Source organism: Haloarcula litorea (genome assembly GCF_029338195.1).
Taxonomy (GTDB): Archaea; Halobacteriota; Halobacteria; order Halobacteriales; family Haloarculaceae; genus Haloarcula; species Haloarcula litorea.
Genome location: NZ_CP119779.1, coordinates 431,754 through 449,192, shown reverse-complemented (window position 1 = coordinate 449,192; position 17,439 = coordinate 431,754). Strand labels below are relative to the sequence as shown.

The window sequence follows — 17,439 nt, the reverse complement described above, 5'->3', positions numbered from 1 at the left end:
TCCCGGTGTCCGGACAGACCCACACGCATTTCACCACGGTCGTGGTAGGGGCGGTATGGTCCAGATCGAACTGACCAGCAGCCAGGAGCAGACGCTCACGGCGCTGGTCAACCGCTACCGTGCGGACGACGGCCCCGTCAAGGGCCAGACGGTCGCGGACGACGTCGACCGCAGTCTGGGGACGGTCCAGAACCAGATGCAGAGCCTGGCCCAGCTGGGACTGGTCGACAGCCTCTCCGGTCCGGAGGGCGGCTACGTCCCGACGGAGCTGGCCTACGACGCCCTCGACCGCGACCCCATCGCGGAGACGGAGACGGTGACGCTGGCCCGGGAGTACGAGCGCATCGACGTCACCGTCGACCGGATCACGTTCAAGTCGGTCCACCACCCCGAGGCCTGCCGCGCCCAGTTGCACCTCCAGCAGTCCGTCGCCGACTTCACCGAGGGCCAGGCCGTCGCCGCCGGCCCGACGCCGAACCACCACCTCGTCGTCGCCGGCACGGTCGAGGCCGTCGACGACACGAGCAACACGCTGATCGTCGACGTGGCACAGGTCGAGGCCCCCGTCGAGCCGCCGGAATGACCGACTTCGACGCCTTCGCCCACGAGACGCACATGCGCCGGGCGATCGAACTGGCCCGCGAGGCGGCCGACCGGGGGGACCGACCGTTCGGCTCCGTCCTCGTCCGCGACGACGAGATCGTGATGGAGGCCTCGAACCGCGTCGTCACCGAGGACGACGTGCGCCGCCACCCGGAACTGGACCTCGCACAGCGGGCACGTCGCGAACTGGACCCCGAGGAACGCGCCGAGACGGTGCTGTACACGAGCACGGAGCCGTGCCCGATGTGCGCCGGCGGCATCCGACACGCGGGGCTGGGCCGGGTCGTCTACAGCGTCAGCGGCCGCGAGATCGGCGCGTTCACCGGCGGCGACACGCCGGTCCAGTCGGCGGCGATCCTCGCCGGCGTCACGGAGGTCGTCGGGCCGGTCCTCCCAGAGGCAGGCCGGGCCGTCCACGAGGCGTTCGACTGGTAGTCAGCGGTTCCACTCGTAGAACCACCACGCGCTGCCCAACAGCAGCAGGCCGGCCCCCAGCGCGGAGGTGGCGGGCTCGGGGATGATGAACAGGACGAAGCCGACGACCAGCATCGTCACCGGTTCGATCTCGTCGTAGTAGTCCGTCAGGGCCATACGACGGCGTACTCCCGGCGCGGACAAAGAGGTTCGGCTCCGACTCAGTCACCGGGCGCGCCCGCCGGCCCCGCCCGCTCGGTCGACACCGTCGCCGCCACGGCGAACACGCCCGTGGCGACGACGATGAAGCCCGCGGCGGTGAGGAACGCGACCTCGGCGGAGACGCTCTCCTTGACCGCCCCGACGAAGACGGGGCCGGCGACCTGCCCGACCTTCCAGGAGATCGAGCGCAGCGACAGCGACGAGGCGACGGCGTCGTGGCCCTCCCCCTCGCTGACGAACAGCGACATACTCGCCGGCAGGCGGATGCTGTCCGCGACCCCCAACACGGAGTACGCGCCGAACAGCACGAGGAACGGCCCCGTGAAGGTGTAGAGGCTGCCGGCCACCGTCAGCGTCAGGAGCGGGAGCGTCCCCTCCAGGTAGCCGGCCAGCGGGATCAGCGCGGTGCCGAGGCCGTACAGCGCCGCGCCGACGACGACGAACCAGAAGCGGTTGCCCACCCGGTCGGTCAGGTCGCCGACGTACCCCTGGGTGAGCGCCTTCGTCAGTTTCCCGCCGGCCATGATCCACCCGATCGCGAAGGCGTTGATCCCGAAGGCGGTCTTGGCGTAGATGGGCAGGAAGATGATGACGGCCATCTTCCCGACGCTGAAGGCGAACCGGAAGAGCACCAGCGCCCGGACCATCGGCCGGCGGAGGAGCGTCCGGAACGTCTCGACGCCGCCGGCCTCGGCGGGGTCCTTCCGGCCGCCGGGGTTGTCACGGAGGTAGAGCCAGACGAGGACGAACGCCACCAGCGTCACCCCGCTCAGGACCGCGTAGGTCAGCGTGAAGCCGTGGGCGTACAGCAGGTAGCCCCCGACCACGTCGCCGAACAGCGAGGAGATGGAGCCGAACTGGTTGTAGGAGCCGAGCCACTGTCCGCGGCGGTCCTCGGGCGCGATCTCCCCGACGACCGTCGACCCCGTGACCCACAGCAGCGACGCACCCAGTCCCTGGAGGACCCGGACGAGGACGATGTGGACGGGGTTCTGGACGAAGACGAACCCGGCGAAGACGAGCAGATTGACGGCGAAGCCGGCCAGCAGGTAGCGCTTGGAGTCGCCGACGTCGAGCCGCCGGCCCAGCGGGAGGACGACGAGCAACTGGGCGAGCGCGAAGGCGGTGCCGAACAGGCCCTCGACGACGCCGACGGTGTCGTACAGTTCCGCGTACAGCGCCAGCGCGATGAGGATCGTCGAGTACGACTGCGCGCGGGCGAACGCGGTCCCCGCCAGGGCCGCGAACTCCCGATCCCGCAGTAGCGCGAGCGAACCGCCGACGCGAGCCATACAGTGTGCGGGGCAGGCCGCGGAGACGGGAAAGTGGCCGGGTTTCCGGCGGCGTTGCCGGCGTGGTAGCGCCCCGCACTCGACGTCAGTCGTCGGAAGCGGCGAGCGTCCCGTCGGCGACCTCGGGGTGGTCCTCGAGGACGGTGTCGGCGGCGTGCTCGCCGCTGATGAGACACATCGGCATCCCGATGCCGGGCGTGGTGTAGGCCCCGGTGTAGTAGAGGCCGTCGAGGTCGGCGCGGTGGCCGGGCCGGAGCGGCCCGGTCTGGAACAGCGTGTGCGCGAGCCCCAGCGCCGTCCCCCGCGGGTCGCCGTAGTAGTCGGCGAACTCGCTGACGCAGGCGGTCTCCTCGACGACGACGCGGTCCCGGAGGTCGACGCCGGTGTGGTCGGCGAGGTCCGAGAGCACCGTCTCGCGGTAGCGAGCCCGGACTGCGGGGCCGTCGTCGAGGCCGGGCGCGATCGGGACGAGCGCGACCACGGCGTGGTGGCCCTCGGGCGCGACCGTGTCGTCGGTCCGCGAGGTCACAGAGAGGTAGTAAGCGGGGTCCTCGGGCCAGCGCGGCGTCTCGAAGATCGACGCGAAGTGGGCGTCCCAGTCCGTCGGGAGGACGAGCGTGTGGTGTTCGAGGGGCGCGACGTCCCCCTCGACGCCCAGGTACAGCATGAACGCGGAGGGGGCGTACGTCCGGTCGTCCCAGTAGCCGGGGTCGTGGCCCCGCGCGGACTCGTCGAGCAGCTCCCGCTCTGTATGGGCGGGGTTGGCGTTGCTCACCACGAGGTCGCTCTCGCGGTCCCCGGCGTCGGTCCGGAGCGTGAAACTCCCCGCTCGGCCCTCGACGCGCTGGACCTCCACGCCGGTCTCGATGGCCGCCCCCTGCTCGCGGGCCAGGGCGGCCAGCGCGTCCACGACGGCGGCGATGCCGCCCTCGGGGTAGAAGACGTTCAGGTTCAGGTCGACGTGGCTCATGATGCTGTACAGCGCCGGCGTGTTGTGGGGCGACCCGCCGAGAAAGACCAGCGTGTACTCCAGCAGCTGCCGGAGCTTCGGGTGCTCGACGTACCGGGCGACGTAGTCGTCGATGTTCCCGAACAGGCGCAGGCGGGGCGCAAGCGGCAGGAGGTCCGTGTCGACGTAGTCGGTCAGCCCCTCCCGGCCCTCGTAGACGACCCGGTCCATCGCGAGGTCGTAGTTCCGCTCGGCGGCCGCCAGGTAGCGGTCCAGCGCCGCGCCGGCCCCGTCCTCGTAGGACTCGAACACCTCGCGGACGTTCCGGCGGTTCGGCTCGATCGTCACGCTGTCGCCGTCCTTCCAGAACACCCGGTACTGCGGGTCCAGCCGTTCGAGGTCGTAGTAGTCGCCGGGCTCGCGGTCGAAGTGGGCGAAGAACCGCTCGAACACGTCGGGCATCAGGTACCACGACGGCCCGGTGTCGAACCGGAACCCGTCCCGTTCGAGGACGTTCGCGTGGCCGCCCACCCGGTCGTGCTGCTCCAGCAGCCGCACGTCGGCCCCGGCGTCGGCGAGGTAGGCGGCCGCCGAGAGGCCGCCGAACCCGCCGCCGACCACCGTCACCGTCCCGTCCGTGGGGTGCTCGTCGGGCATACGGGACGCGTACGGACCGGTCCCTTATCGGGCCGCTCCGCGTTCCCAGTCCGCTGGATTCGGGAGTTCCTTTATTGTCAGTTTGTCCCTAGCGTCCGTCGATGCGCGCGCTCACACCGGGCTTGCTCGACCGATGGCACCGGCGCTCGGACGCCCACCCGTCGCTGGCCCTCTCGCGGGGCGCGCTGGTGGTGCTGGCGGTGGGGTTCCTGACGGCCCGGGTCGCGGGCGTCACGGTCCCGCTCCGCGCCCAGATGGTCGTCTACCTCGTCGGGATGGTCGCGCTGAACCTCCCCCACGGCGGCTACGAGCACTTCGAGAACCTCCGGCGGCGGCGGCCGGAGTTCCGCTGGCGCTACGTCGCGGCGTACCTCGCGGCGATCGGTGCCTTCGTGGGACTCCTGTTCGTCGCGCCCGTCGTCGGCCTCTCGCTGGCGCTGGTCGTCGCGATGGCGAAGGGGGGACTCGGCGGGGTGAAGGTGCTCGCCGCGACCAGCGGCACCGACCACCTCCGGACCCGTCCCCAGCGGTTCCTCGCGGCGGCGGTCCGGGGCGGTGCGGTGATGCTCGTCCCGATCGTCTTCTGGCCCCACACCTTCCACACCTTCAGCGCGCTGATGGTGGGGCTGGTCGAACCCGGCGCGCTCGCGCCGTATACACAGTACTTCGACGTGACACGCGCGGTCGTCGGCGTCGGCTACGGAGCGGCGCTGGTCGCCCACGTCGCGCTCGGGTACGTCCGTGGCGGCGGGCGCTCGTGGCTGGTCGACGCCGGCGAGTCGGCGCTGCTGGCGGGCTACTTCGCCGCGGTGCCCGTCCTCGTCGCGGTCGGCCTGTACTTCCCGTTCTGGTACTCGGCCCGGCAGGTCGCACGGACGAAGGCGGTCGAGGCCGACCCCGCCGGCAGCGACGACTGGGACCTGCTGGGCGGGACCGACGCCGGCGCGGTCGCGCTGCGGGCGTGGGGGGTGCTGGTCGCCGGCGCGCTCGCCACGTTCGGCGTGCTGGCGGCCGTCTACTGGGCGGTCCCGAACCCGCTGGCCGGCACCGCCCTGCTGCCCGGAGCCGTCGCGTTCTGGAGCGTCTTCATCAGCATCGTCGCGCTGCCACACGTCCTCGTCGGGTCCGTACTGGACGGGGACCGGGGGATCTGGTACGTCCCCTGAGATTCGATCACACACCGTCTCCAGGCGTCTGCAACCGTGCACCTCTTGTCCGACGAGCGGCAGGTGTCGACGCAACCTATGTCGTCGATACTGTTCTACGCGGGCGTAGCGGTCGCCGTCTTCGTCGGAGTGAACATCGGGGGTTCGTCCACCGGCGTGGCGTTCGGGCCGGCGACCGGCAGCGGCGTCATCTCGATGCGGACCGCGGCCGCGCTGATGTCGGTGTTCGTCTTCGTCGGCGGGGTCACCGTCGGGCGGAACGTCGTTCGGACGCTCGGCTCGGAGTTCGTCCCGCCGGGCGCGTTCACGCCGCTCGTCTCCGTCGGTGTCCTGCTGTTCATCGGGCTGGGCATCCTGCTCGGCAACGTGCTGAAAGTGTCGGTCAGCACCAGCGAGACGGCCGTCGTCGCCGTCGCCGGGATGGGCGCGGCGCTGGGCGTCCTCGACTGGGAGACGGTCGGGATCGTCGTGATGTGGTGGATCGTCTCGCCCATCGTCGCCTTCTGGGTGTCGGCGTTCATCGGCCGGTACCTGTACGACGAGGTCGTCGACCGCCTCGACTTCGAGTCGGGCGAGGAAGACTGGCTCGCGAAACTGCTGGTGGTCGGCATCGGCTGTTACATGGCCTTCTCGGCGGGGGCCTCGAACGTCGCCAACGCCGTCGCGCCCCTGGTCGGGTCCGGACAGCTACAGATGTTCCCGGGGGTCGTGCTGGGCAGCGTCGCCATCGGCGTCGGCGCGTTCGCGCTCGGCTCGCGGACGATGGAGACGGTCGGCGAGGAGATCACGGACCTCTCGCTGGAGGCGTCGCTGTTCGTCGAGGTCGTGGCGGCCACCATCATCACGGGCCTCAGCTGGGCCGGGATCCCCGCGAGCCTCGCCGTGACGCTGACCTGCTGTGTCATCGGGCTGGGCTGGGGGCGGGCGAGCCGGCGGGTCCCCCTGGCCGCGCTGGTCCGGCCCGAGGGCCTCACCGAGTCCGAGCGCTCCTCCTGGGCGGCACAGCAACTGGAACTGTACGACCCGTCGACCACGAAGCGGGTCGTCGCCACCTGGGTGATGACGCCCACGGTCGCCGGCGTCGTCGCCTTCCTCGCGTTCGAGGCCGGCCAGCGGGTCGGCGTGATGGGGTGATACGGGGTGTTGTAGATTGTGTCCGGATACGCCGCCCCCTGGATCGGCGCGTCCCGGTCCATCGCGGCGACAAACCGTACGAGTGGGAACTGTTCCCAAACCTGTCGGAAAGTCAAACTTTTCACCGGCGATCGGCAAACGACCCGCTGCGATGTCACTGCTCACGCCGTTCCGCGAGCGACGGACGCAGTTCTACGTCGAACTCCTCTACGGAGCACTGTTCATCGCGGGGTTCGCCTACCTCGTGTTCCGGTTCGACCCGCGGGTCGCCGCCTTCGAGGGCGGACTGGTCGTCGGCTACCTCCTGCGGGTCTGGGAGAAGATGTCGATCTACGAGCGCGTCATCGAGGAGACGGTCTCGGAGGCCGCGGAGGCGCAGGTCGAGACCGAGGTCGAACGGCAGGTGTCCGACGAGGTCGCCGCCGAGGTCGAACAGCAGGTCGACGCGGCGGTGGACGACCGCATCGACGACCGCGTCGAACAGCAGGTCGGCGAACTTCGGGAGGAGGTCGACGGCCGGATCGAGGAGCTCGCCGAGCGCGACGCGGTCGAGAACGGCCAGTGAGCGGGTCGCCGCGGTGCGTCCGTCGGCCCCACGCGCCGCCGGGTCCGCCCTCCCGCGCCCCCACGCAGTCGGGCGTCGCGCCGAGCGCCCGGCGTCTGCGTGGCCCGGACTTACCGCCGCGTCCCGGCTAGGGGCGGGACACGATGTCGCTGCCCGAACGATTCGGAGGCAAGCAGACGCAGTTCTACGTCGAACTACTCTACGGAGCACTGTTCATCGCCGGGTTCGCCTACCTCGGGTTCAGCTTCGACCCGCGGATCGCCGCCTTCGAGGGCGGGCTGGTCGCGGGCTACCTCCTGCGGGTCTGGGAGAAGATGTCGCGCTACGAGCGGGTCCTCGAGGAGACGGTCGAGTCCCAGGTGGACGCGACCCTCGACGCCGCCGTGGACGACCGGGTGGACGAGCGCGTCGACGAACGGGTCGACGAGCGTATCGAGGCGGAGGTCGGCGAGCTGCGGGAGGAGGTCGACGGCCGCATCGAGGAACTCGCCGCACGCGAGCAGGTCACGAACGGGGCGGAGTGACCGTCGAGCCGCGCTCGACGACGGTCCCGGACTCCCCGACCGCCAGCGCTCGCTCGCCGCCGGCCGCGATCCCGGCCAGTCCGCTGGCGGGGGTCACTGTCCGCGTCCAGCCGCCACCGTCGCGCTCGAAGACCGCGCCGTCGGCCGCCGCCGCGAGCCATCGGTCCCCACCCGTCTCGACCCCGGTCAGCGCGGCCTCGCCGAGCCGGTCGGGGGTCCATCCGCCGCCGTCGTGCCGGTAGCAGACCCCGGCGTCGGTGGCGACGACACCCGCCCCGCCCACGTCGCTCGGCGTCCCCTCGACGCCCTCGATGCCGACCCGGACGAACGACCGACCCCCGTCGGTCGTCTCGAAGACGGCCCCCGCGGTGTCACAGAGGTAGCCCGCCTCGCCGGCGAGGGTCAGGCCGGCGACGCTCGCGCCGCTTCCGGGCGTCGAGGGGTCGTCCCACGCCAGTTCGCCCGCCCGGAAGACGCCACGGCGGACCCGGCCGCCGCCGTCGGCGACGAGGACCGTCTCGCCGTCGCCCGTCTCGGTCGCGGCGACGGCGACGAGGTTCGTGGTGTCGCCCGCCGGAGCCGAGTGGTCGGTGTGGCGACCGGTCGCTCCCGCCAGGCGACCCAGCGCGCCCCCGTCGCCGGCCACCCAGACGGCGTCCCCGGCCGCGTCGGCCGCACGGAGCGACGCACCGTCGGCCGAGGGACCGTCCGGGAGCGCGACCGTCCAGCCGTCCCCGTCGTCCGCGAGGACCACACCGCCCTCGCCGACGGCGTACGCGCCCGACGCGCCGACCGCGGCGTCGTGGAGCGTGGCCGTCGTCGGCACCGTCGCCGCCGTCCACGCGGCCCGCTCCCGCGGTTCGGCGGCGTCGCCGCCCGCTCGGTCGCCGCCCTCGCTGTCGGCCCGCTCGCCGGCCGCGGTCGCCGGGCCGTCACGTCCACTCGTCCTCGATCCGTCGCGCCCGCGGAGGTACAGCGCGACCGGCGGGAGGACGTACGCCGCGATAGCCAGCGCCGCGAACCGGTTGTCGACGACGGTCAGCGTCCCGAACGCCGTCATCGCCGCCGTCGCCAGCGCGTGGACCCACGTCTTGGCGTAGCGGCGGACGAAGGCGGGGACCCCCTCGGAGTCGGTCATCGACGCCGCGTAGCACCTCCCGACGGTCAGGTCTTTCGCACGCCCGGCCTGCACAGACAGGTGGTGAACACATACGGCTGGACGACGTGGTGTCACGTATGTCGACAGTCGACGCGAACTCGATGAACCGTCTGAGCATCGTCTCCACGCTGGTCGACGCCGCCGTGGCGTTCCTGCGCGGACGCACCAAGAGCGGGCTCGTCCTGGTCGGTGCCGCCGCGCTCTCCTCGAAGGTCCCCGGGCTCGGGACCGCGGTCTCGCTCGCACTGCGGATCGTCCGCCGACTCCGGTAGCCCGCTCACCCCTCCTCGTTCTCGTCGGCACTCGCGTCGCCGCCGTCACCGCCGGCCGTCACCGCCTCACTCCGGACCAGCCTCGGCACGACGTCGCTGGCGAACCGCAGGAGCACCACCAGCAACAGCGGGCCGAGGAAGAGCCCGTACCAGCCGAAGAGGATCGTCCCCAGGATGTACGCGAACATCATCGCGCCGCCGTGGAGCTCCTGGCCCGAGAGGTACGGCCGGAGGACCATCATCGGGAGCGTGTCGAGGACGAGGAAGGCGACGACGAAGTAGCCGACGACGTACGCGAACGGCGACCCGCCGAGCCCGACCGCCTGCACCGCGAGCGACAGCCCGACCGGGACGTACACCAGTTTCCCGACGACGATCGGGACGAACGTCGCAAAGCCCGTCGCGATCCCCATCACCGTCGGCAACGGGACGGACAGCCCGGCGGGGGCGAGGAAGTTGAACGCGTGGTAGAACAGGGTCGCGACGATCATCACCGCCACGACCGTCAGGACGTTCCCGAAGTACACCGTCGTCAGGTCGGCGTCCACGTCGCCGACGAAGGTGTGGGCCGCCGAGTCCTCGCCCAGCACCTCGCCGAGCCAGGCGGCCACGTCGCCGTGGTCCCGGAGGAGGAAGAAGGCCAGCGCGAACGACAGACTCAGCTTGAGCAGCCCGCCCACCAGGACGCCGAGGACGCCCAGACTCGTCGAGAGCACCCGGCGGAGGTGGTCGACGTCGGGATCACGGAGCAGCGACCGGAAGAAGGCCCGGGGGTTGCGGGCGACGGACTCCTCGACGTAGGGTGCCAGCAGGTCCAACACGGGCGCGAACGCCTCGCCGTCCAGCGTCGAGAGCTCCTGGAGCCCCACCGCGACGAGGACGGCGACGATCGCCAGCACCGGCACCACGAACACCAGCAGCGCGACCGCGGCCGCCCCGCCAGCCGGCAGATACGGGCGGATGCGGTCCGCGATCGGCCGGGCGGCGTAGTAGAGGAAGACGCCGAGGACGAACAGCCCCACGAGCGACCACGCGACGAACGCGACCAGCGCCAGCAGGGCGAGGGCAAGCCCCCACCACGCGGCGCGGTCGCGTGTCGGCCACGACGGCGACTCTCGGCTCATACCCCCCCATTTCGCGTCCAGCCGGATATGGGTCGGTGTTGCGAACGGGGCGGGCCGCCGACGAGACCCGCGCCGGTCGGCGGCGCTGGGCTGGTTCTGACCCCGCTCACGCCGACCGCAGCGGGTCGCCGTGAGCGAGCGCGTCGGCGAGCATCCGCACGAATGCGTCGCCGTCGACCGCCTCGACGAGGCGCGTCCGCGGCTCGCCGTCGGTGATGCCGAGTTCGTCGACGAGGCTGTACCCGCGGGTCATCCCCTCGCGCTCGTCCACGTCGACGAAGTAGGTGTCCGCCTCGGTGACGATCTCCGGTCGCAACAGGCAGGCGACGGCCAGCGCGTCCGGGATCGTGATGGCGTCGACGCCGCGGCGCTCCCGCGCGAACGATCGGGCGTGGGCCGTGACCGCCCCGAAGAACTCCGCGTACGGCGTGTCCGGCGCGGCGAGCCGGTCGAGCTCGTCGCCGGGGACCGTCCCGTCCCGGACCGTCACGCCCCAGTCGACCAGCGTCAGGTCCAGCTCGCGGACGACCAGCTTCGCGGCGTCGGGGTCGACCCAGAAGTTGTACTCCGCGGCCGGCGTGTCGTTGCCCAGCGTGTTGGCCGCCCCGCCCATCACCCACACCTCGTCCAGCAGTTCGTCCAGGTCCGGTTCGCGCTGGAGCGCCATCGCGACGTTCGTCAGCGGCCCGATGCAGGCCAGGCTCACCTCGCCGGGGGCCCCGCGGGCCGCCTCGACGATCGCGTCGGCCCCGTGGCCGTCCGCCGACGCGATGCCGGTCTCGGGCCTGAGGTCGCCGCCCAGCCCGCCCTCGCCGTGGACGTGTTCGACGTGCTCGTGGGACTTGAGCAACGGTCCGCGGGCTCCCTCGTAGACGGGAACCGCGTCGGCCCGCCCGGTGAGTTCGAGCGTGTACTTCGCGTTCTCGACCTCCCGATCGAACGCGACGTTCCCGCCGACGACGGTCAGCGCCGCCAGCTCGACGGTGTCTGCGAGCGCGGCCAGCAGGATCGCCACGGCGTCGTCGCTCGCGGTGTCCGTGTCGACGATGAGTGACTGTGCCACAGTGAACGCTCGCGGCTCTCGCACTTAACTCTCCGTGGGAACTCGGCACCGGCCGGTTCGCTCCTCGTGCGATCCGCCATCCGCCCCGCCGTCGCGAGTCCGGGCCAGCGGGACGACCGGGCGTGGCTCTCGGGGTCCGAACCGCGACTGTCCACCGATTCCGGTTGCGACCGCGCAGGCGGCGGAAAACCGACGGCCTCGGCACTCATAGGGTTCGTCACCGCCGGGGAGTCACCCCGGCTCGGAACGTCGGGTCGTCATCGGCCAGCGACACCTACCGCCGCCGTCGGCAAGACGGTTGTCCCTCGCCGACGCCATCAAGAACAAGGGCTAAACGACGGGGGCCCCTTCGCCCGCGTATGCGCAGACGACGGCTGCTGTCGCTTGTGGGTGCGGGCGTCGCCGGTGGGCTCGCGGGCTGTGGTGGGAGCGACGAGATGGCCGCGTCGATCGAGGACCACCCGGCGGCCACCGGCCTGGCCGAGCAGCCGCGGCTGGGAGAGCTGGGGAACCACGTCGTCCTGGCCTTCGAGGACCCGTCCTGCCAGCGCTGTGCGGCGTTCCACGAGGACACGGTGCCGAAGCTGCGGTCGAACCTCACCGAGCCGGGACTGGGGGCCTACGTCGTCCGGCACTACCCGGTCGTCTACCCGTGGGGCGGCCCCGCCTCCCGCGCGCTGGAGGCGACGTTCGCCCGGAGCGAGCGGGCGTACTGGGACCTGCTGGGGCACTACTTCGAGACGCGGGGCCAGTTCACGGCGGACAACGTCCTCGACCGGACCGAGACGTTCCTGACCGACGACACCGACGTCGACGGTGCGGCCGTCGTCGCGGACGTCGGGGACGGTGCGTTCGACGATGCCGTCGAGGCGGACGTCTCGGCCGCGGAGGCGGCGGGGCTGGGCGAGACGACGCCGGTCGTCCTCCTGTTCCGGGCCGGCGAGTACGTGACGAAGGTCAACGGCAGCGTCAGCTACGAGGTCGTCGCCGAGGCGCTGGGGGTCACAGAGTGAGCGGGGTCGGCGGGCGGGTGCGCCGGGGCGGACGACGCCTCCGGCGACGGCTCGCCGACGGACTGCCGGTCCGGCGGTCGGACTGGCGGCTGATGGGACGGACCGCGCGGCTGGTGCTCGGGGTCCCGACCTACGCGGCTCTCGCGGTCGTCGCGGCGGCGGCCTCGCTGACGCTGTTCGTGGGCTCGCTGCAGCTCCCGCTCGTGCTCGACCTCGTCGTCGGCGGCTCCCTGCCGCTCCGGAGCCGGCTGGTCGTCCTCGTCGAACTGTACCCGTTCGTCGGCACCTTCTTCCACCCGGTCCAGGGGCTGTTGCTGGTCGCCGTCGCCGCCCTCACCGGCGTCGACGTGGCGATGGCGTCCTACCACGTCCGGGAACACGGCGTCGCCGTCCGGCAGGGCGGTGCCGGCGCGCTGGGGGTCGTCTTGGGGACGCTCGGGGCCGGCTGCGCGGCCTGCGGATCGGCCGTGTTGCTGGGTCTCCTCTCGCTGCTGGGTGTCTCGACGAGCCTCCTCTTCCTGCCGCTGGACGGCCTGGAGTTCGCGCTCGGCGCGCTCGTCGTGCTGGGGCTGTCGATCCACTGGCTCGCAGACGGGATGCGGGGCGGCGAGATCGACGGCTGTCCGGTCGACCCCTGATCAGTCGTCGGCGGCGGAGGACTCGGCCGCGGTTGCCGGGTCGCCGGTCCCGACGCTGTCGGTCTCGAACTGCGACAGTTCCCGCCGCATCGTCTCGGCGTCGTCGGCGAAGGCGGTGACGCCCTCGACCATCTCGCCGACCATCGCGTCCTGCCGTTCGGCGGTGCCGGCGACGGACGCGGCCTCGTCTGCGGTCTCCTCGGCGATGTCGCCGATCTCGTCGATGAGCGCGACCACCTCCTGTGCGGAGTCGGCCTGTCGGTTGGTCGCACGGTCGATCTCCTGGATGCTGTCGTTGACGGCGACCGTCGCGTCGACGACCTCCTCCAGCGTGGTGATGGTCTCGGAGATGGTGTCGCTGCCGCGATCGACGGCCGCCTCCATCGACGCCATCGCGTCGACGCTGTCGCCGACCTGCGCCCGGAGCGTCTCGATCAGGTCCTCGACGTCGCCGGTGGCCTCGCGGGTCTCGGTCGCCAGGCCCTTGATCTCGTCGGCGACGACGGCGAACCCCTCGCCGGCCTCGCCGGCGCGGGCGGCCTCGATGGAGGCGTTCAGCGCCAGCATGTTCGTCTCCTCGGCGATCCCGTCGATGACCGACAGGATCTCGGCCACGTCCTCGGCGATGTCGTCGAGTTCGGCCACCTCGTCCGCGGCGGTCATCGACTGGTGGCGGATGGCGTCGACGGCGCTCTGGGCCTCCGAGGAGGACCGCTGGGCGTCACGGCCGAGGTCGGCGGCGGTGTCGCTTCGCTCGGCGATCTCGGTGACGGAGGAGGCCATCTCCTCGACGGTGGCCGAGAGGTCGCTCAGCTCGTCGGCGGCCTCGGTCAGCTGGGTTCGCTGACGGTCGGCCCCGTCTGCGATCCCCTCGACGGAGTCGGCGACCGACCGGGCCTGGGTCCCCACCTGCTCGCCGCTGTCGGCGACGCGCTCGCTCTCGTCCGCGATCCGGGTCGAGACGCGCTGGCCCTTCGCGATGCTGCCTTCGAGCGAGGCCAGCGTCTCGTTGATCGCCGCGCCCACGTCGGCCATCGCGTCGCTCGTGCTCTCGGGGTCGACGCGGGTCGTGAGGTCGCCGTCGGCCGCCGCCGAGAGCGCGTCGCGGTACTGCGTGGCCTTCAGTTCGAGGTGGCTCGACAGCGCCTCCAGCTCGTTGCGCTCGCGCTCTGCCTCGGCGGTGGCCCGTTCGGCCTCCTCGCGGGCCTCTTCGGCGGCCGCCTGCGCGGACTCGGCCGCCGCGACGGTCTCGCCCAGCGAGGCCGCCGTCTCCTCGAGCCGGTGGTAGGTCTCCCCGATCTCGTCCGGGCGGTCGGTGCCGAAGTCGATGTCGTATCGACCGTCGTCGACGGCACCGACGCGGTCGCTGATGTCGACGATCGCGCGGTACATCTCGCAGTAGCCCAGAAAGCCCGTCGCGAGGACGATCGCCGCGGCGAAGGCGACGGCGAGCCACGCCGAGTCGAACAGCGTCGCCGCGACGGCGGGGCCGACGACCACGGAGACGAGCGCCAGCAGGAACAGCCGGAGACCGAAGTCCCGGCGGAGCCACTCCGGGAGGTACGGTTCGACGGCCATCGGGAGCGCGCCGACGGCGTAGAGCAGCCGTCCGATCCGACGCTGGCGGGTCTCGCCGGTGCTCATCCGTCGACCACCCTCGACTCGGGGACCGGAGCGTTCGGTGTCACGGCCCGGCCTTTGGCCTCGTCGTGCTTAAAACGAGAACCTCGGCTATCAGGATTGAGAGCGCCCGACGACGGCGGTACGATCAGTTCGTCGTCGTGATCTCGACCACGTCGCGGTGGTCCAGGGTCGTGTCCGCGCCGACCTGGCGACCGGACCGGACGTCGTGGGCGTGGAGGAACCCGTCGCCGATGTCGGTGTGCAGGAAGTACGCGAAGTCCTCGGCGGTCGAGCCGTCCGGCAGCACGAAGCAGTCCTGCAGGAAGGTGCCGTCGTCCTGTGGTTTGCGCGCCCCCGGGAACACCGCGATCGCGCCCAGTTCCTCGAACAGCGCCGTCTCGAGCGCCCGCTGAACGCCGGTGCCGCCGAACTCGTCGACGAACTCGCGGATCTGTTCGAGCGCCGCGGCCTTCTCCTCGGGGAGCTCCGCGGTCACGTCGAAGTCGGCGTCGCCGGGCCGGTAGTCGAGCACGCCCTGTTCGTCGCCGTTCTTCAGGGCCTTCTCGGCGTGGGCCGAGACGGGGACGAACCTCAGGTGGTCGTAGTCGGGGTCGTCGGTGACGGTCTCCCAGTTAGCCTGTGCGGCCGCGGTGTCCATCTTGTTGGCCGCGACGACCATCGGCTTGGTGCGGATGCGGATCTCGCGGGCCAGCGCCTCGCGGTCCCCCTCGTCCCACGTGTCCGGGTCCAGTTCGAGGTCGAGCGCGAGGACGACCTGCTTGATCTCCTCGGCGCTGATCTCGAACGCCGACATCTGCTCGGCGAGGTCCGCCTCGACGGCCTTCTCCTCGCCGTGGTAGCCCGAGTGGTACCGCTCGATCCCCTTCTCCAGGATGTCGAGGTACCACATGTCGAGTTCGTCCTCGAGGAAGTCGATGTCCTCGCGGGGGTCGTGGTCCTCGGTGGGTTCGCCCTCCAGGTCGGTCTCGCCGGTGAAGTCGACGACGTGGATCAGCACGTCGGCCTCGTTGAGGTCCGTGAGGAACTGGTTCCCGAGGCCCTTGCCCTCGTGGGCACCCGGGACCAGCCCGGCCACGTCGACCAGTTTCGTCGGGACGAACCGGACGCCGTCCTCGCAGTAGCCGTGGTTGGGCGTACAGGCGTGTTCGAACTCCGGGGCCGCGCAGTCGACGCGGACGTAGGCCTCGCCCATCGACGGGTCGATGGTCGTGAACGGGTACGCGCCCTCCGGCACGTCGTTCATCGTCGCCGCGTTGAACAGCGTGGACTTGCCGACGGAGGGCTTGCCGACGAGTCCGATCTTGTAGCTCATTACTCACGGGGAGACGAACGCGGGGCTAAAGCGTTGTCAAACGGACCGCGAGCGTGTGTGAGTGGCAAACGCGGTCCGCGGTCTACTCCACCAGCGACAGCTCGTAGACGTTGGCCCGCCGCTCGGCCCCGCCGAACTCGACGGTCCGCTCGCCGGCGTGCTCGAAGTGGTTCCGGTAGAAGCCGTTCCCGACCTCGTTGTCGACGAGCACCTCGTCTCGCACCGTCCGGACGGAGAGGCTCCGGAGGTGCCCTTTCTCCCGCTCCAGCAGCCGCCGGCCGAACCCCTCCCCCCAGTAGTCCGGGTGGACGTAGATGTCGAGGTCGCCGATGCCGGCCAGGTCCGTCATCCCGCAGCTCCCGTACCCCACCACCTCGCCGTCCGCGGTGGCGACGAACAGCCCGATGTCGTCGATGTCGACCATCCCCTCGATGCGGTCGGCGGCGTACCCTTCGTCAAGCATCGCGTTGACCGCCTCGGAGCCGAGGATGTCGTCGTAGACGGCGTGCCACGTCGCGCGGGCGACTCGCTGGATGTCGGGCACGTCGGTCGCTGTCGCGGGCCGGACGTCGGTCTGATACGACATGCGTGACCGTATGGCACCGACCGGCAAAGAACTACGGTCCGCGTCCCGGGCCGACCGACACCGCGGGACTACTCCCCGACGCGCTCGCGGGCGGCGGCGACCACCAGCGGGAGCGTGATGGTCGCGTCGGCGTACACCGAGACGTTGCGGGCGTCCTTCTCCAGTTTCCCCCACGAGCGGGCCTCGTCCAGCGTCGCCCCCGACAGCCCCCCCGTGTTCGAGGGGTCCATCGTCAGCTGGACGGCGTAGTCGTAGGCGTCCGGCGAGACGAGCATCGTCTGGAGGACGTAGTTCTTGGGGACGCCGCCGCCGACGACCAGCGCGCCGGCGCTGTCGGCCTCGTAGGCGACGTCGGTGATGTGGGTCATGTCCGCCAGCGCGTCGACGGTGAACTCGCTGGTCTGGGAGTACATCCACGCCTGCAGGCCCAGCACGGAGTCCTGGAAGGCGGGGCAGTACACCGGGACGTCGTGCTCGTAGGCGGCGGCCAGCACCCCGGCGTCCTCGGCGACCCCCTCGCGCTCGTTGACCGCGGCGTTGGCCCGGCCGAGTTCCTCGGTGAGTCGCCGGATGGAGACCGGACTCTCCGCCTCCAGCTCCCCGAAGACCTCCTCGCGGAGGTGGCCCTCGAACAGCGCGAAGTGCTCCTGGGGGAGGTAGACGTTGTAGATGCGGTCGACGCCCTCGTCCCGCAGCGTCTCGTCGTGCTCGCGTTCGGTGGTCCCCTCGGGCGTGACCTCGCCGTGGTGGTGTTTGCCGCCGATGGCCTCGATGGTGTCGTGGGTGCAGTTGGCCCCGGTTGTCACCAGCGCGTCGACGTGGCCGTCCCGGATCAGTTCGCTGACGACGGCCCGCATCCCCGTCGGCACCATCGCGCCCGCGAGGCCGAGGAACGTGGTCACGTCGTCGTCGAGCATCGCCGCGTAGACGTCGACGGCCTCGTGGAGGTCGCTTGCTCCGATCCCCGCCTCGCCGTAGCTCTCGGCCAGTTCGCCGACGGTCATCCCCGCCCGGGCCTCCGCGTGGCCGATTGGGTCGTGACGGAACCGCTCGCGGTCCTCGTGGTCGGTCATCACCCGTCAGTGGACGGCCCCAGGGCTTG

At 71.4% G+C, this 17,439-nt stretch carries 19 protein-coding genes; 9 read left to right on the top strand and 10 right to left on the bottom strand.

Going from position 1 to position 17,439, the window contains the following annotated elements; all coding sequences use genetic code 11:
• Positions 1 to 55: 55 nt before the first annotated feature.
• Both P0592_RS02440 and P0592_RS02435 read left to right on the top strand, forming a co-directional pair.
• Complete coding sequence (locus tag P0592_RS02440; protein WP_276272677.1) at positions 56 to 583, top strand: TrmB family transcriptional regulator; 528 nt, start codon at positions 56 to 58, stop codon at positions 581 to 583.
• The gene (locus P0592_RS02435) at positions 580 to 1,038 is read left to right on the top strand and encodes a nucleoside deaminase (RefSeq protein ID WP_276272676.1); all 459 of its coding nucleotides are present in this window, start codon (positions 580 to 582) and stop codon (positions 1,036 to 1,038) included. The genes P0592_RS02440 and P0592_RS02435 overlap by 4 nt, the downstream gene beginning before the upstream one ends.
• Here P0592_RS02435 and P0592_RS02430 read toward each other — a convergent pair whose 3' ends face one another.
• From P0592_RS02430 to P0592_RS02420, 3 genes are all read right to left on the bottom strand, one after another.
• On the bottom strand, positions 1,039 to 1,194 hold the full coding sequence (locus tag P0592_RS02430) for a hypothetical protein (RefSeq protein WP_276272675.1): 156 nt from the start codon (positions 1,192 to 1,194) through the stop codon (positions 1,039 to 1,041).
• Between the two features lie 44 nt (positions 1,195 to 1,238).
• Positions 1,239 to 2,531, bottom strand: a complete 1,293-nt coding sequence (locus P0592_RS02425) for an MFS transporter (RefSeq protein WP_276272674.1) — start codon at positions 2,529 to 2,531, stop codon at positions 1,239 to 1,241.
• 85 nt (positions 2,532 to 2,616) lie between these two features.
• Positions 2,617 to 4,137, bottom strand: a complete 1,521-nt coding sequence (locus tag P0592_RS02420) for a phytoene desaturase family protein (RefSeq protein ID WP_276272673.1) — start codon at positions 4,135 to 4,137, stop codon at positions 2,617 to 2,619.
• Positions 4,138 to 4,238: 101 nt separating this feature from the next.
• On the opposite strand from P0592_RS02420, the gene P0592_RS02415 reads away from it, so the two are divergent.
• From P0592_RS02415 to P0592_RS02400, 4 genes are all read left to right on the top strand, one after another.
• Positions 4,239 to 5,303: a Brp/Blh family beta-carotene 15,15'-dioxygenase gene (locus P0592_RS02415; RefSeq protein ID WP_276272672.1), complete on the top strand. Its 1,065-nt coding sequence runs from the start codon at positions 4,239 to 4,241 to the stop codon at positions 5,301 to 5,303.
• Between the two features lie 78 nt (positions 5,304 to 5,381).
• Positions 5,382 to 6,437 carry an inorganic phosphate transporter gene (locus P0592_RS02410; RefSeq protein ID WP_276272671.1) on the top strand — a complete coding sequence of 352 codons (1,056 nt, stop codon included), beginning with the start codon at positions 5,382 to 5,384 and terminating at the stop codon, positions 6,435 to 6,437.
• A 151-nt stretch (positions 6,438 to 6,588) separates the two neighbouring features.
• Positions 6,589 to 7,002 carry a hypothetical protein gene (locus P0592_RS02405; protein WP_276272670.1) on the top strand — a complete coding sequence of 138 codons (414 nt, stop codon included), beginning with the start codon at positions 6,589 to 6,591 and terminating at the stop codon, positions 7,000 to 7,002.
• Positions 7,003 to 7,145: 143 nt separating this feature from the next.
• The gene (locus P0592_RS02400) at positions 7,146 to 7,526 is read left to right on the top strand and encodes a hypothetical protein (RefSeq protein ID WP_276272669.1); all 381 of its coding nucleotides are present in this window, start codon (positions 7,146 to 7,148) and stop codon (positions 7,524 to 7,526) included.
• Here P0592_RS02400 and P0592_RS02395 read toward each other — a convergent pair.
• Positions 7,507 to 8,664, bottom strand: coding sequence for a hypothetical protein (locus tag P0592_RS02395; protein ID WP_276272668.1), 1,158 nt, complete (start codon positions 8,662 to 8,664; stop codon positions 7,507 to 7,509). The two genes, P0592_RS02400 and P0592_RS02395, sit on opposite strands and share 20 nt — an antisense overlap.
• 98 nt (positions 8,665 to 8,762) lie before the next feature.
• Here P0592_RS02395 and P0592_RS02390 point away from each other — a divergent pair, with 98 nt between their 5' ends.
• Positions 8,763 to 8,957, top strand: coding sequence for a hypothetical protein (locus P0592_RS02390; RefSeq protein WP_276272667.1), 195 nt, complete (start codon positions 8,763 to 8,765; stop codon positions 8,955 to 8,957).
• Positions 8,958 to 8,962: 5 nt separating this feature from the next.
• On the opposite strand, the gene P0592_RS02385 is transcribed toward P0592_RS02390, so the two are convergent.
• Entirely contained in the window at positions 8,963 to 10,081 is a 1,119-nt protein-coding gene (locus tag P0592_RS02385; protein ID WP_276272666.1) for an AI-2E family transporter, read from the bottom strand.
• A gap of 106 nt (positions 10,082 to 10,187) precedes the next feature.
• Positions 10,188 to 11,144: a nucleoside hydrolase gene (locus P0592_RS02380; protein WP_276272665.1), complete on the bottom strand. Its 957-nt coding sequence runs from the start codon at positions 11,142 to 11,144 to the stop codon at positions 10,188 to 10,190.
• Between the two features lie 359 nt (positions 11,145 to 11,503).
• Between P0592_RS02380 and P0592_RS02375 the strand changes: the two genes are divergently transcribed.
• Complete coding sequence (locus P0592_RS02375) at positions 11,504 to 12,157, top strand: DsbA family protein (protein ID WP_276272664.1); 654 nt, start codon at positions 11,504 to 11,506, stop codon at positions 12,155 to 12,157.
• 92 nt (positions 12,158 to 12,249) lie between these two features.
• Positions 12,250 to 12,795: a hypothetical protein gene (locus P0592_RS02370; protein ID WP_276273904.1), complete on the top strand. Its 546-nt coding sequence runs from the start codon at positions 12,250 to 12,252 to the stop codon at positions 12,793 to 12,795.
• Here P0592_RS02370 and P0592_RS02365 read toward each other — a convergent pair whose 3' ends face one another.
• The 4 genes from P0592_RS02365 to P0592_RS02350 form a co-directional block, all read right to left on the bottom strand.
• Positions 12,796 to 14,439, bottom strand: coding sequence for a methyl-accepting chemotaxis protein (locus P0592_RS02365; RefSeq protein WP_276272663.1), 1,644 nt, complete (start codon positions 14,437 to 14,439; stop codon positions 12,796 to 12,798).
• Between the two features lie 124 nt (positions 14,440 to 14,563).
• Complete coding sequence (locus tag P0592_RS02360) at positions 14,564 to 15,751, bottom strand: redox-regulated ATPase YchF (RefSeq protein WP_276272662.1); 1,188 nt, start codon at positions 15,749 to 15,751, stop codon at positions 14,564 to 14,566.
• 82 nt (positions 15,752 to 15,833) lie between these two features.
• The gene (locus P0592_RS02355) at positions 15,834 to 16,337 is read right to left on the bottom strand and encodes a GNAT family N-acetyltransferase (protein WP_276272661.1); all 504 of its coding nucleotides are present in this window, start codon (positions 16,335 to 16,337) and stop codon (positions 15,834 to 15,836) included.
• 68 nt (positions 16,338 to 16,405) lie between these two features.
• Entirely contained in the window at positions 16,406 to 17,410 is a 1,005-nt protein-coding gene (locus P0592_RS02350) for a deoxyhypusine synthase (RefSeq protein WP_276272660.1), read from the bottom strand.
• Positions 17,411 to 17,439 lie beyond the last annotated feature (29 nt).